Below are 12,589 nucleotides of genomic sequence, written 5' to 3'. Positions count from 1 at the left end.
GCGCGTATGCCCGCCGCCCCCGTTTCTTATCGGAGCGTCAAAGAAACCGTCGCCAGCGGCGAGAGCTTCGTCACGACCTCGCCCTTTCCGGGCGAGAGCACGCCGCCGCAGAGGCTGCCGGTGGTGATGATCTGCCCGGCGCGCAGACTGCCGAGGTTATCGTGCTGGCGATTGGCCCAGGCCAGGAAGGGCACCATCGGATCGCCGTTGCCGTGGACGGCGGGCTGGTCATAGATCGTCACCCCGTTGAGCGAGATGAAGCAGCCGAGACCGGTGAGGTCATCGAGCGTCTTGATGTCGACCTCCGGGCCGAGGAAATAGCCGCCATGGCCCATCGCGTCGGCGAGCCAGAGCGGAAAGGCGACCTTGCCGTGCCAGTTGGCGAGGCGGCTCTCGACGATCTCGATGCCGAGAAAGGCCTTGTCGCAGCAGGCGAGCAGCTCCGCCCGCGAATAGGGCTGGGCCGGGCGGAAAGGCACGTCACGCACGAGCCGGAGCGCCAGTTCGATCTCGACGCGAAGCTCCGCCCCGATGGCGCCCTCGTAGACGTCGCCCGGCGCGAGATAGGGGCCGGGCATCAGGCCCGCGATCGCCGTGCCGTCCTCGGCGATGCCGACCTTCCACCCGGCATCCGGCAGGTTGAGCGCCCGAATGACGGCCGCCTGCGTCACGTGTCCATCAGCGATCGAATCCGGCACCGGCAGGGCTGCCGTCTCGATCAGGGAGCGGTCGCGGCGGGCCCGGACGAGCGCATCGCGCACGGTCTCGACAGTGGTCGGCATTGAATTCCCTCAGCATCGGGCAAGGCGGAGCGCCTTCGCCCTGCTAACGCAGCACCCAGAACGCGACAAGGCGCGCTGCGAAAAGGGGCCTATGCGATGGAACCTCCGGCCTTCTTCCCGGTTGCCGAAATATGACCTTGAAGCATCACCGTTTTCCGGGAGCGTTTGCGCTCGGCCTTGCCGGACTGGCGCTGGTCTCCAGTGGAATCGTCCGCGCTCAGCAGCCGATTCCCGCGCAGGACTTCGTCACGCAGACGGCGGTCGCCAACATGTTCGGCATGGAGTCCGCGACGCTCGCCCTGCACAAAACCAATTCCGCGGCTATCAAGGATTTCGCCCATCGCCTCGCCGACGATCATGCCGCGGCGACGAGCAGCCTGCGCCGCATCATTTCCAAGCGTTCCGACATCGCCCTGCCCGATCGCCCCGACGGCAAGCATCTCGACCTGTTGCGTGACCTCTCCGACAAACAGGGCGCCGATTTCGACAGGGCCTATGTCGATGCCCAACGCAGCGCGCACCGTGAATCGACCGTCTTGATGGAACGCTACGCCGGCGAGGGTGCCGACCCGGAACTGAAGAGCTTCGCCGCCCAGACGCTGCCGGTGTTCCGCGAACTTGAACGAAAGGCGAGAGAACTTCCGGCGCCATAGAATGGCCCGGCGTATCCGTCAGGCCTTGGATCGTTGGGCCGCATCGCGTTCGTAGACCGCGAGGAAGGCCTTGCCCATCAAGGAGCTTTCCGTCCCGATCAGAGTCCGAAGCACCTCGGCCCGGATCGCCTGAATCCGCCCGTTGTCCGGCGCGGCAGCGCCGGCAAGTTCAGCCAGTTCGACGGCCAGCCGTGTCTGCCCTTGCCCCGCAAGAACTTGGGCTCGCGCGGCCAATTTGTCCGCGCCTCCAGCGAGACCGGCCAGTTCGGCTGCCAGTTCCGCCGCGGGGGCGGGTTTGAGATGCGCCGCGCTCCCGTCAAACCAGCCTGCATAGAAGTGATAGATGCCCCGGACGAGGAACTCGGGATCGTCGTATTTCGCGAGGAGATAGGGCTTCGTGAGATATTCCGCAGGAACCTTCACGCCATGCAGGATCTCGTCGAGCGTGGCCCCCCGGTTCAGCAGCGCGAGCGTTTCGCGCACCAGGTGCTCAAGCGCTTCGGCACCGTCCTGGAGCATCTGCCTGGCCCGCTCCGCGCCGAAGACCACCGGCCCGTGCCCGGGGATCAGGATGTCGGGCTCGAGCTGCTCCATCCGCCGCAAGGCCGAGGCCCATTCTGCCGCATAGCGCTGGACCTTTCGCGGATTGCCGGCATTGGGGAAAACCCAGATCACGAAATCGCCGCTCGCCAGAACCCGGCGCTCGGGCAGCCAGACGAAGGTGGCGTCGTCCGTCTCCCCCCGGCCGTGGAAGAGCTCGATCCGCTCTCCGCCGATCGCGAGGGACAGCCTGTCGTCATAGACCTCGTCGGGACGGCGCTGGCCGATCGGATAGACGTAGCCGGGCTTGTCGAATTGCTGGCCCTGAACGAGGCTGTTGAAGCCGTGAGTGTCCTCGTAACGCTGCATGCGCCGCGCGACGTTGCGGTGGGCGACGATCCGCGGGCGCGGCCATCCTCGCGCATCCGCCTCCTCATCGATGACCTTGATGCCGCTGGTATGATCGATATGGCCGTGGGTGAAGATCACGGTATGGATTGGGCCATCGTCCCAGGAGCGGATGACATCCAAGGTCTGTTTGGCGGTGTCGGGCTTGGCGGTGTCGATCAGCACGAGGCCCTCCGCCGTGCGGATAGCCGTGACGCTACCGCAGAAATAGGTGGTGTGGACGGTGATGATGTTGTCGTCCACCTGCGTGATCGCGCCATGCGAAACCGCAGCGGTCCACTCTTCCATCGCGGCGGAGCCGTCCCAGAGGCGCTCGAACAACGGGTCCTGTTTCATGCGGGTTCCTCCGGCACAGCCATTCCTGTTTAGCACCATCGACCCGAGGCGACAGGCCGCCGGCGCCCCCTGCTGACAACCAGCGTCAGCGGCCCTCCTGACACCATCCCCGGCAAAGCGGAAACGCCTGCCCCACCCGGCCTCTTCGCCTCTGGACATCCCGGCCCAAAGCCCTGCAAGAAGCGAGCGGACGCCGCGGCTTGAAGATCGCGCGTGTGATGAGAAACGTTCGGGAGAAGCAGACAATGAAATCGCTCTGGGTCATGGCCGCACTCGGCGCCGCCCTCAGCCTGCCCGCGCAGGCGCAGGACAAGGTCAAGCTGGTCGACGTCATCGAATTGTCGGGCGCGGGCGCCGCCGCCGGCACCAACTGGAAGAACGGCGCCGACATGGCCGCCGCCGACATCAACGCCAAGGGCGGCATCCTCGGCAAGCAGGTCGAGATCGTCCATTACGACACGCAGACCAATCCGGGGAATACCCGCGCCGCCGTGCAGCGCGCCATCGACGAGAACGCCTATGCCATCCTCGGCCCGATCTTCTCGGGCCCGATCGGCGCCTCCATGCAGATCTCGCAGCGCGCCGAGATCGCCCAGATCGTCGGCGGCGAGGCGGCTGGGTTCACCCGCCAGGGCAACCCCTACATCTTCCGCACCTCGATCAGCCAGGCGGCGGCGATGCCGAAGATCGCCAAATACCTGAAGGACACCGTCAAGGCGGGCTCGATCGCCGTGGTCTGGGTCAATAATGACTTCGGCAAGGGCGGGCGCGACACCATCCTGCCCGAGCTGGAAAAGGCCGGCATCAAGGTCGCCGTCGACGTCTCGACCGAGCAGGGCCAGGCCGATTTCACCGCCGACGCGATCAAGGTGAAGAACGCCAATGCCGATGCCGTCTTCGTCTATCTGAACGAAGAGGAGAGCGCCCGCTTCCTGCGCGCCGCCAAACAACAGGGCATCACCAAGCCGATGATCGGCGAGACCACCCTGCTCGGCGCGAAGGTGCTGGAGCTGGCGGGTGACGCCGCCAACGGCGCGAAGGGCCATGTCGGCCTTTCCACCGACGCGCCGATCCCCGCATTGCAGGAATTCGGCAAGCGCTACCGCGAGAAATACGGCTTCTCCTCCGACCATAACGGCGTGAAGGGCTACATGGCCGTGTTCATGGTGAAATGGGCTACCGAGAAGCAGAAGAAGCTCGACAAGAAGGGCGTAGCCGACACGCTGCGTGGCGCGACCATCAAGGCGAGCGAGGAGCCGGGCATCCTGATGGATACCGTCATCGAGCAGAACGGCGACCTCGACCGCGAGAGCTTCCTCGCCGAAGTCGTGAACGGCAAGCAGGTGATCAACACCACCCTGCCGCGGATCAAGCCGTAGCCACCGAACGTCATTCCCGGGCGGCGCGCTACGCCGACCCGGGAATCTCGTGACGAGAAGACTGGTTTCCGAGATGGCCGGGTCAAGCCCGGCCATGACGTTGCAGACCCGAACCCAGATCAGCCATGGCCGAATTCATCGCCTATCTCATCGCCGGCATCGCCACGGGCTCGATCTACGCGCTCGCCGCGATCGGCTTCACGCTGGTCTGGCAGACCTCGCAGACGATCAACTTCGCGCAGGGCGAGTTCGTCATGCTGCCGGCCGTTCTGATCCTGCTCGCGGTCAAGCTCTTCGGCCTGCCGCTCTGGGCCGGCGGCCTCATCGGCATCGCAGTCTTCCTGCTGGTCTTCGGTGCGGGCTTCAAGCTCGTCGTCGTCGATCCGATGATCAAGCATGGCGTGCTGCCGCTCGCCATCGCCACCATGGCGCTCTCGATCATCATGAAGGAAGGCGCCAAGGATGGTTTCTCGGCGGAGGCGCAGAGCTTCCCCTCGCTGGTCCCCACGGACATGATCAACCTGCTCAGCGTATCGATCTCGCTGCAGCATCTCGCGATCATCGTCGTCGCCTTCGCCGCCATCGGCCTGCTGCAATGGTTCGTCGGCAGCACGAAGCTCGGCCGGCAGATGCAGGCGACGGCGCAGAACCCGACCGTCGCGCGCATTCTCGGCATTCCCGTCGAGCGGATGGTGCTGCTCACCTTCCTCCTCAACGCAGGGCTGGCCGTCGTCGCCTCGCTGCTGATCTCGCCGATTTATCTGGCGAAGTTCTCGAATGGCGAGACCATCGGCCTCTTCGCCTTCATCGCGGCCATCGTCGGCGGCTTCAACCAGGTGCGCGGCGCGCTGGTCGGCGGGCTGCTGATCGGCGTCGCGGATTCGCTCGCGGCAGCCTACATCTCGACGCAGTATCGGCTGGCCGTGCCGCTCGTACTGCTCGTCATCATCATCCTGGTGAAGCCGGAAGGATTGATGGGCCGCAAGGAGGAGCGCCGCGTATGAGCGCCCCCGCCGTCCAGAATTCCGCGGCTTCGCGTCGCCCGGCCCGCCGGATCGATGCCGCGCTGATCGCGCTCGTCCTCGGCGCCGTCATCCTCTGGTTCGCCCCGGTCGGGATGGGCCGCTACGGCACCTATGTGCTCTCGCTCTGGCTGGTGATGAGCATCGGCGTGATGGGGCTCAACCTGACGCTCGGCTATGCCGGGCAGAGCTCACTGGCGCAGGCCGCCTTCATGGGGCTCGGCGCCTATGCCACAGCGATCCTGACCACGAAATACGGCGTGAGCTGGTACGCCGCCTTCGCGTTGTCGGGCCTGCTGACCTTCGCGGTCGGCCTCCTGCTCGGCTTCCCGGCGCTGCGGGTGCGGACACATTACCTCGCCTTCGTGACGCTCGCCTTCTCGACGCTGATCTGGCTGCTCATCCGCAACGAACAGTGGCTGACCGGCGGCGTCTACGGCATCTCCAACATCAACCGGCCTGATTTCTTCGGCATCAAGCTGTTCGGCGCGCTGGAATTCCACCGCTTCGTCGTGGTCGTCACGCTGATCTTGTCGCTGAAGCTGTGGTGGCTGGTGCGCTCGCCGTGGGGCCGCGCCTTCACGGCGCTCCGCGAGAATCCGGTCCGCGCCGCGAGTCTGGGCATCGATACGCGCGCCTATACGCTGCTCGCCTTCGCCATCGGCTCGGCCTATGGCGGCTTCGCCGGTTCGCTCTATGCGCCGCTGGTCGAGTTCATCGACCCCTCGCCCTTCTCGCTGTCGCAGAGCCTGTTCCTGCTGCTGATGGTCGTTGCGGGCGGCTCCGGCTATCTGTTCGGGCCCTTCGTGGGTGCGCTGCTCGGCGTCGTGCTGCCGGAATGGCTGCGCTTCGCCGGCTCGCTCTACCTCATCATCTTCGCGACGATCGTGCTCGCATTGCTGGTCATCTGCCCGCAGGGCGTCTGCGGCCTCATCGAGCGCGGCTGGCTCGCATTGCGGCGCAATACGGGAGGCGCCCAATGAGCCCGGTCCTCGAAGTCCGCGACCTGCACAAGGCCTTCGGCGGCATCAAGGCCGTGAACGGCGTCTCCTTCTCGGTCAGGGAAGGCGAAATCCTCGGCATCATCGGGCCGAATGGCTGCGGCAAGTCGACCCTGTTCAACTGCATCCTCGGCCAGCTCGAACCGACGCAAGGCGCCGTGAAGCTCGACGGTCTGGACGTCACCAACATGCGCCCGTCCGCGCTCAACCGGCTCGGCGTCAGCCGCACCTTCCAGCTGCTGCAGGTCTTCCCCGAATTGTCGGTGCGCGAGAACCTGATCCTCGCCGGGCAGGAGCATCAGGGCTCGATGCTCGGCCGCCTGTTCGGTGCGCACGATGCAGGTCTCTCCGACAAGGCCCAGCAGATGATCGGCTTCTTCAAGCTCGGGCATCTCGCCGAGGCCAAGGCGGGCGGACTATCCTATGGCCAGCAGAAGCTGCTCGACGCGGCGATGGCCTTCATGGCGGGACCGCGCCTCGTGCTGCTCGACGAGCCCGCCGGCGGCGTCAACCTCACCATGCTGGGCGACCTCAAGGAGCGCCTGCGCGCGATCAATGCCGAACAAGGCGCGACCTTCGTGGTGATCGAGCACAACATGGATTTCGTGATGAGCCTGTGCTCGCGCGTGATCGTGCTGGCCGAAGGCAAGGTGCTGGCGGAGGGCACCCCGGCCGAGGTGCGAGCCAACCCGGCCGTGATCGAAGCCTATCTGGGACACTAGGGAACGTCATGCTCGGGCTTGATCCGAGCATCTCCTGCAAGAGATGCTCGGGTCTGCGCTGCGCTTCACCCGAGAATGACGCGGAAGAGGGCGACAAGGAATGACCACCCCCATCCTCGAACTCGACGGCGTAGTCGGCGGCTATGGCGCCATGACCATCCTGAACGGCACCAGCTTCGCGGTGAAGCGGGGCGCGATCACGACCGTGATCGGGCCGAACGGTGCCGGTAAGTCGACCGTGTTCAAGGCGATCTTCGGGCTGCTCAAGCTGCGCGAGGGCCACATCCGCTTCGGCGGCCGCGACATCACCGGCTGGAACCAGCGCAAGCTGCTCGAAGCCGGCATCTGCTATGTTCCGCAGGGCCGCAATATCTTCCCGGAGCTGTCGGTGCGCCACAATATCGAGCTCGGCGCGGTCGCCGCCGGCTCCGGCATCATCGATATGCCGCAACGGCTGGAGGCAGCGCTCGACCGCTTTCCGGCGCTCAGGCGCAAGGCCGATGCGCAGGCCTCGACGCTCTCCGGCGGCGAGCAGAAGCAGCTGGAAATCGTGCGCGGCCTGCTGCTCGACCCCCAGCTCGTGCTGATCGACGAGCCCTCGATCGGCCTCTCCCCGCTGATGGTGCAGGAGACCTTCGGCATCCTCAGGGAGTTGCGCGCCAAGGGCGTCTCGATCCTCATGGTCGAGCAGAACGCCCGCTCGGCGCTGGAGATTTCCGACGAGGGGTTGGTGCTCGAACTCGGTCGCACGCGCATGCAGGGACCAGCGGCCGAAATCCTGGCGGATCCACGTATTGGCCAGCTCTTCCTCGGCGGCACGCTGAGCGAAGTGGCCTGAACGGCGCCCGAATATCCTCCTCGTCATTGCGAGCGCAGCGAAGCAATCCAGGGGGAGCGAAAGCGGCACTTTGACAGCGGCGCCCTCTCCTGTCGGGATGGCGCCGGATCACGAGACCGGAGCTTGCGCCATGAAGATTCGCGCCGCCGTCCTGAACGCGAGCCCGGTTGCGGCGCCTTATGCGCAAAGCCGCCCGCTTGGCATCGAGGAGCTCGACCTCGCCCCGCCCGGCCGCGACGAGGTGCTGGTCAGGGTCCGTGCTGCCGGGCTCTGCCATTCTGATCTCTCGGTCATCAACGGCAACCGCCCGCGCCCGGTGCCGATGGTGCTCGGCCATGAGGCCGCAGGCGAGGTCGTCGAGACCGGCGAAGGCGTCGATGACCTCAAACCCGGCGACCGGGTGGTGATGGTGTTCGTGCCTTCCTGTGGCCATTGCGCGCCCTGCGCCGAAGGCCGCCCTGCCCTCTGCGAGCCCGGCAATGCCGCCAATGGGCGCGGCGAGATGCTCGGCGGCGGGCGCCGGCTCTCGGCTCATGGCCAGCCGGTGCATCACCATATCGGCGTTTCCGCCTTCGCAGAGCATGCGGTGATCTCGCGCCGTTCGCTGGTCAAGGTCGAGGCCGATATCCCGCATGAGATCGCCGCGCTGTTCGGCTGCGCCGTTTTGACCGGGGTCGGCGCCGCCGTGAATACGGCGCGGATCAAGGCGGGCGAGACGGTTGCGGTTGTCGGTCTCGGCGGCGTCGGGCTCTCCGCGCTGCTCGGCGCCATCGCCTGCGGCGCCTCGCGCGTCGTCGCCATCGATCTCGCGCAGGACAAGCTCGATCTCGCACTGGCGCTGGGCGCAACCGATGCCTTCAAGGCCGATACGCCGGATGTGGTCGAGGCGATCAAACAAGCGACCAAGGGCGGCGTGGATCACGGGCTGGAGATGGCGGGCTCGGTCAGGGCGCTCGACCTCGCCTACCAGATCACGCGGCGCGGCGGCACGACCACGACCGCTGGCCTCGCCAATCCCGCCCATACGCTCGCGCTCTCGCCGGTGCGGCTGGTTGCGGAGGAGCGGACGCTGAAGGGCTCCTATGTCGGCTCCTGCGTACCTTCGCGCGACATCCCGCGCTTCATCGAGCTCTACCAGAGCGGAAGGCTGCCGGTGGACAAGCTCTGGACCAGTTCGGGCAGTCTCGACGAGATCAACGAGGGTTTCGACGCGCTGAACGAAGGCCGGACGATCCGGCACATTGTGAGGATGTAACGGGTCACTGCCGTCATGCTCGGGCTGGACCCGAGCATCTCTTGAAGGAGGAGGCTCCCGCGCCGTCCTCGGCCTGAGATTCTCGGGTCGAAGCTGCGCTTCGCCCGAGAATGACGGCTAGCCTCAGCCGTGCTTGTGCACGATGGTCTTGGTCACCGCGAACTCCTCGAGCGCGATGAAGCCCTTCTCGCGACCGTGCCCGCTCTTGCCGGTGCCGCCGAAGGGCAGTTCGACGCCGCCGCCGGCGCCATAGCCGTTGATGAAGACCTGACCAGCGCGGACGCGCTTCGAAACGCGCTGCTGGCGCCCGCCATCCTTGGTCCAGACCGCGGCGACGAGGCCGTAATCGGTGCCGTTGGCGGCCTTGATCGCATCTTCCTCGTCATCGAAGGGGAAGGCCGCGAGCACGGGGCCGAAGACCTCGTCCTGCTCAAGCCGGTTGCCGCGCGGCACCGGGCCGAACAGGGTCGGCTGCACATAGAAGCCGCCATTCGGCACGCCCTGCGCGATCTGGCCCTGCGCGATCACCGGGATGCCGGCCTCGCGGCTCTGGTCGATGAAGCTCTGGACGCGGCCGCGCTGCTTGGCGTTGATCACCGGGCCACAGTCGAGGTCCATCTCCGGCGTGCCGGCCCGGAGTTTGGAAAATTCCTTGGCGACCGCGGAGATGACGTCGTCATAGATCGACTTCTGCACCAGCAGGCGGCTACCGGCCGAGCAGGTCTGCCCGGTGTTCTGGACGATCGCCTTGCAGGCGATCGGCACCAGCGCGTCGAGATCGGCATCCTCGAAGACGATCTGAGGCGACTTGCCGCCGAGTTCCAGCGTGCAGGGGATGAGATGCTCGGCGCAGGCATGCTGCACCATCTTGCCGACCTCGGGCGACCCGGTGAAGGACATGAAGCCGATGCCGTGATGGGCGGAGAGCGCCGCACCCGCCTCATGGCCGCGGCCCGCAACGATGTTGATGGCGCCGTCGGGGAAGCCGACCTCGCTCGCCAGCTCCGCGAGGCGGAAGGCGGTGGCACAGGCATCCTCGGCCGGCTTCAGAACCACCGCATTGCCCATGGCGAGCGAGGCGGTGAGCGAGCGGCCGATCATCTGCGCCGGATAGTTCCAGGGCAGGATGTGGCCGGTAACACCATGCGGCTCATGGATGACGCTGACATGATATCCGTTCAGGAAGGGAATGACGTGGCCGTGTACCTTGTCGGCGGCGCCGCCATAGAACTCGAAATAGCGAATGGTGGCGTCGATATCGGCACGGGCCTGGCTCATCGGCTTGCCGGTATCGCGTGCTTCCAGCTTGGCGAGCTCGTCGAAATGATCCTGCACCTTGAGCGCAAGCTTCGAGATCAGGCGCCCACGCTCGGCTGCCGTCAGCTTGCCCCAGGCGCCGTCGAAGGCGGCGCGCGCCGCCGTGACCGCGGCGTCAATATCCGCGGCGTTTCCGCAGGCGATGCGGGCGAACTCCTCGCCGGTCGCGGGGTTCAGCTTGGCGATGGTTTCGCCAGTCTGGCCAGGCACATAGCGGCCATTGATGAAATGTTGATTCATGTTCGTTCCCGATCGCTCTGGCCGAAGGCGCAGCCCCGGCGGAATCGGCAGGCAAGCTGCCGGCTGGCGGCCTCCGACGCAAGGCGGTAGCGATCCGGGCTCCCCCGCGACAGGCGCAGGGCCGGGCTGCCAAGGCAGATTTGACAGCGCCGCAGGGCATCGTTCTCCTCTGCGCGCAATCGAAGGATGAGGTCCGGATCGACCATGACACAGGCGCTCGAAGGTATCGTGGTGGTCGCGCTGGAGCAGGCGGTGGCCGCCCCCACGGCGACCTGCAAGCTCGCCGATGCCGGGGCGCGCGTGATCAAGCTCGAACGCCCCGAGGGCGATTTCGCGCGCGGCTATGACGGCTTCGCCAAGGGGCAATCCTCCTATTTCGTCTGGATCAACCGCGGCAAGGAATCGTGCCGCGTCGACCTGCGACGACCAGAGGATCTGGCGCTGGTGGGGGCGATGATCGCCGGCGCCGACGTCTTCATCCAGAACCTTGCTCCCGGCGCTGCGGAGCGTCTTGGCCTCGGCAGCGCGACGCTCCGCCAGCGTCACCCGCGGCTGATCACTTGCGACATCTCCGGCTATGCGCCGGGCACGCCGCACGAGCTTCGCAAGGCCTACGACCTGCTGATACAGGCCGAATCGGGGCTCGCTGCGATCACCGGCACGGCCGATTCCGGTCCCTCAAGGATCGGCATCTCGATCGCCGACATCGCCACCGGCCAGGCGGCCTATGCCGCCATCCTGGAGGCGCTGCTGCGGCGGGCCCGCACCGGCGAGGGTTCCGCGATCGCGCTGTCACTCTTCGACACGCTCGCGGAGCTGATGAACGTGCCCTACATCACGCGCCGGCATGGCGGGATCGAGCCTGCGCGCATCGGCCTCGCCCATCCCTCCATTGCGCCGTACGGCGTCTTTTCGCTGCTCGATGGGGAGGTGCTGATTTCGATCCAGAGCGAGCGGGAATGGCGCGTCTTCGCCCGCGACGTGCTGGAGAGCCCGGAGCTTGCGAGTGATCCGCGCTATGCTTCCAACGTCCTGCGGGTCGGGGCTCGCGCCGCGCTCGACGGCGAGGTTCAGATACGCCTCGGCCAGCGCCGTTTCGCGGACGTCACCGCCGCGCTCGACCGGCATGCGATCGCCTATGGCACGGTCTCGACGGTCGGCGGTCTGATCGCGCATCCGGCAGCCACGGCTGTGCCGGTTCCGACCCCGAACGGCTCCATCGAGATGCTGGCACCGCCGGTCATCGTCGACGGCCGGCGCATCGCGATGCGGCGGGTTCCCGCGCTCGGCGAGCATGATGCGGCGCTGCGGGCGGAATTCGCCGGCGCCGTGACGGCGACCGCCATCTGATCCGCCGCTTTCAAGCGGGCGGGACGAAAGGCTGCGAAACGTCCCGCAACACCGGCAACACTTCGAGCGCGGCGGCATGCGCCGCCAGTGCCGGGATATCCTCCTCCGCGACCAAGCCCGGATGCGCCTCCCTGATGAAGCGCAACGAGACAGCGACGGCGATGTCGGCATGGCTCATCGAACCGCCGAACCAACAGGGAGAAGTGCGGCTCGCCCGGTCACGCTCGAGCGCAGCGAGCGTCGAGAGGATCTGGCCGCGGCAACGATCCGCCCAGACGGCCGAGACCTCCTCGTGAAGCCGCAACTCATAGAACAGGCTGACGGCCTTCTCGGCTGCGCCCATGGCGAGCGCGACGACGCCGAGAATGTGGCGGCGCCTCGGACCGGCACGCGGGCAAAGCGCGCGTTCCTCCCCGGCCAGCTCATCGAGGCAGTCGATGATGCTGACGCTGTCGAACAGGACCTCGCCATCATCGAGCGCCAGCGTGGGCACCCGCATCAGCGGGTTGAAGGCGCGGACCCGGTCGCCTTCGCCGAAAACGGACCAGGGCCGATGCTCGAAGGCGAGGCCATAGAGCGCCAGCGTGATGCCGACACGGCGAACGAAAGGCGAGTCGTACTGGCCGATCAGGATCATGGCGGGCCTCGTTCATCATGTTCCGAAACGACGACGGGGCCTGCATCTTTCCCCTGTCATGGGCTTGCCGCAATGCTACCGTCCTGCTCCGTTGCGCGAAGCGGGAGCA

12 protein-coding genes are annotated in these 12,589 nt (G+C 66.6%); 8 read left to right on the top strand and 4 right to left on the bottom strand.

Features of this window, described 5'->3' with window-relative positions:
- Positions 1 to 26: 26 nt before the first annotated feature.
- On the bottom strand, positions 27 to 782 hold the full coding sequence (locus AC1DEZ_RS21315) for a hypothetical protein (RefSeq protein WP_441512475.1): 756 nt from the start codon (positions 780 to 782) through the stop codon (positions 27 to 29).
- Between the two features lie 131 nt (positions 783 to 913).
- On the opposite strand from AC1DEZ_RS21315, the gene AC1DEZ_RS21310 reads away from it, so the two are divergent.
- On the top strand, positions 914 to 1,435 hold the full coding sequence (locus AC1DEZ_RS21310; RefSeq protein WP_441512474.1) for a DUF4142 domain-containing protein: 522 nt from the start codon (positions 914 to 916) through the stop codon (positions 1,433 to 1,435).
- Between the two features lie 18 nt (positions 1,436 to 1,453).
- Here the strand turns inward: AC1DEZ_RS21310 and AC1DEZ_RS21305 are convergent, their stop codons facing one another.
- Positions 1,454 to 2,719 (bottom strand): alkyl sulfatase dimerization domain-containing protein, encoded by a 1,266-nt coding sequence (locus AC1DEZ_RS21305; RefSeq protein WP_441512473.1) that lies wholly within the window; start codon positions 2,717 to 2,719, stop codon positions 1,454 to 1,456.
- Positions 2,720 to 2,964: 245 nt separating this feature from the next.
- Here AC1DEZ_RS21305 and AC1DEZ_RS21300 point away from each other — a divergent pair, with 245 nt between their 5' ends.
- The 6 genes from AC1DEZ_RS21300 to AC1DEZ_RS21275 all read left to right on the top strand — a co-directional run bounded on the left by AC1DEZ_RS21300 (position 2,965) and on the right by AC1DEZ_RS21275 (position 8,936).
- Positions 2,965 to 4,098: an ABC transporter substrate-binding protein gene (locus AC1DEZ_RS21300; protein ID WP_476780609.1), complete on the top strand. Its 1,134-nt coding sequence runs from the start codon at positions 2,965 to 2,967 to the stop codon at positions 4,096 to 4,098.
- A 125-nt stretch (positions 4,099 to 4,223) separates the two neighbouring features.
- Positions 4,224 to 5,102 carry a branched-chain amino acid ABC transporter permease gene (locus AC1DEZ_RS21295; RefSeq protein ID WP_441512471.1) on the top strand — a complete coding sequence of 293 codons (879 nt, stop codon included), beginning with the start codon at positions 4,224 to 4,226 and terminating at the stop codon, positions 5,100 to 5,102.
- Complete coding sequence (locus AC1DEZ_RS21290) at positions 5,099 to 6,103, top strand: branched-chain amino acid ABC transporter permease (protein ID WP_441512470.1); 1,005 nt, start codon at positions 5,099 to 5,101, stop codon at positions 6,101 to 6,103. The genes AC1DEZ_RS21295 and AC1DEZ_RS21290 overlap by 4 nt, the downstream gene beginning before the upstream one ends.
- Positions 6,100 to 6,843 carry an ABC transporter ATP-binding protein gene (locus tag AC1DEZ_RS21285; protein WP_441512469.1) on the top strand — a complete coding sequence of 248 codons (744 nt, stop codon included), beginning with the start codon at positions 6,100 to 6,102 and terminating at the stop codon, positions 6,841 to 6,843. The genes AC1DEZ_RS21290 and AC1DEZ_RS21285 overlap by 4 nt, the downstream gene beginning before the upstream one ends.
- Before the next feature lie 100 nt (positions 6,844 to 6,943).
- The gene (locus AC1DEZ_RS21280) at positions 6,944 to 7,681 is read left to right on the top strand and encodes an ABC transporter ATP-binding protein (protein ID WP_441512468.1); all 738 of its coding nucleotides are present in this window, start codon (positions 6,944 to 6,946) and stop codon (positions 7,679 to 7,681) included.
- A 130-nt stretch (positions 7,682 to 7,811) separates the two neighbouring features.
- Positions 7,812 to 8,936 carry a zinc-dependent alcohol dehydrogenase family protein gene (locus tag AC1DEZ_RS21275; protein ID WP_441512467.1) on the top strand — a complete coding sequence of 375 codons (1,125 nt, stop codon included), beginning with the start codon at positions 7,812 to 7,814 and terminating at the stop codon, positions 8,934 to 8,936.
- 123 nt (positions 8,937 to 9,059) lie between these two features.
- On the opposite strand, the gene AC1DEZ_RS21270 is transcribed toward AC1DEZ_RS21275, so the two are convergent.
- Positions 9,060 to 10,493: an aldehyde dehydrogenase family protein gene (locus AC1DEZ_RS21270; protein ID WP_476780608.1), complete on the bottom strand. Its 1,434-nt coding sequence runs from the start codon at positions 10,491 to 10,493 to the stop codon at positions 9,060 to 9,062.
- Between the two features lie 204 nt (positions 10,494 to 10,697).
- On the opposite strand from AC1DEZ_RS21270, the gene AC1DEZ_RS21265 reads away from it, so the two are divergent.
- Positions 10,698 to 11,843 carry a CaiB/BaiF CoA transferase family protein gene (locus AC1DEZ_RS21265; RefSeq protein WP_441512465.1) on the top strand — a complete coding sequence of 382 codons (1,146 nt, stop codon included), beginning with the start codon at positions 10,698 to 10,700 and terminating at the stop codon, positions 11,841 to 11,843.
- A 10-nt stretch (positions 11,844 to 11,853) separates the two neighbouring features.
- Here the strand turns inward: AC1DEZ_RS21265 and AC1DEZ_RS21260 are convergent, their stop codons facing one another.
- Complete coding sequence (locus AC1DEZ_RS21260) at positions 11,854 to 12,480, bottom strand: glutathione S-transferase family protein (protein WP_441512464.1); 627 nt, start codon at positions 12,478 to 12,480, stop codon at positions 11,854 to 11,856.
- Between the last annotated feature and the right edge of the window lie 109 nt (positions 12,481 to 12,589).

The sequence above is a fragment of the Allobosea sp. 10L422 genome (genome assembly GCF_056395345.1).
The sequence above is the reverse complement of the archived record's forward strand: the minus strand, read 5'-3'. Positions and strand labels throughout refer to the sequence as shown.

Excerpts from the sequence above, each read along its gene's own strand:
- AC1DEZ_RS21260 (WP_441512464.1), bottom strand. The coding sequence starts at position 12,480 with ATGATCCTGATCGGCCAGTACGACTCGCCTTTCGTTCGCCGTGTCGGC.
- AC1DEZ_RS21300 (WP_476780609.1), top strand. The coding sequence starts at position 2,965 with ATGAAATCGCTCTGGGTCATGGCCGCACTCGGCGCCGCCCTCAGCCTG.
- AC1DEZ_RS21295 (WP_441512471.1), top strand. The coding sequence starts at position 4,224 with ATGGCCGAATTCATCGCCTATCTCATCGCCGGCATCGCCACGGGCTCG.
- AC1DEZ_RS21275 (WP_441512467.1), top strand. The coding sequence starts at position 7,812 with ATGAAGATTCGCGCCGCCGTCCTGAACGCGAGCCCGGTTGCGGCGCCT.
- AC1DEZ_RS21265 (WP_441512465.1), top strand. The coding sequence starts at position 10,698 with ATGACACAGGCGCTCGAAGGTATCGTGGTGGTCGCGCTGGAGCAGGCG.
- AC1DEZ_RS21310 (WP_441512474.1), top strand. The coding sequence starts at position 914 with ATGACCTTGAAGCATCACCGTTTTCCGGGAGCGTTTGCGCTCGGCCTT.
- AC1DEZ_RS21315 (WP_441512475.1), bottom strand. The coding sequence starts at position 782 with ATGCCGACCACTGTCGAGACCGTGCGCGATGCGCTCGTCCGGGCCCGC.
- AC1DEZ_RS21285 (WP_441512469.1), top strand. The coding sequence starts at position 6,100 with ATGAGCCCGGTCCTCGAAGTCCGCGACCTGCACAAGGCCTTCGGCGGC.
- AC1DEZ_RS21270 (WP_476780608.1), bottom strand. The coding sequence starts at position 10,493 with ATGAATCAACATTTCATCAATGGCCGCTATGTGCCTGGCCAGACTGGC.
- AC1DEZ_RS21305 (WP_441512473.1), bottom strand. The coding sequence starts at position 2,719 with ATGAAACAGGACCCGTTGTTCGAGCGCCTCTGGGACGGCTCCGCCGCG.
- AC1DEZ_RS21280 (WP_441512468.1), top strand. The coding sequence starts at position 6,944 with ATGACCACCCCCATCCTCGAACTCGACGGCGTAGTCGGCGGCTATGGC.
- AC1DEZ_RS21290 (WP_441512470.1), top strand. The coding sequence starts at position 5,099 with ATGAGCGCCCCCGCCGTCCAGAATTCCGCGGCTTCGCGTCGCCCGGCC.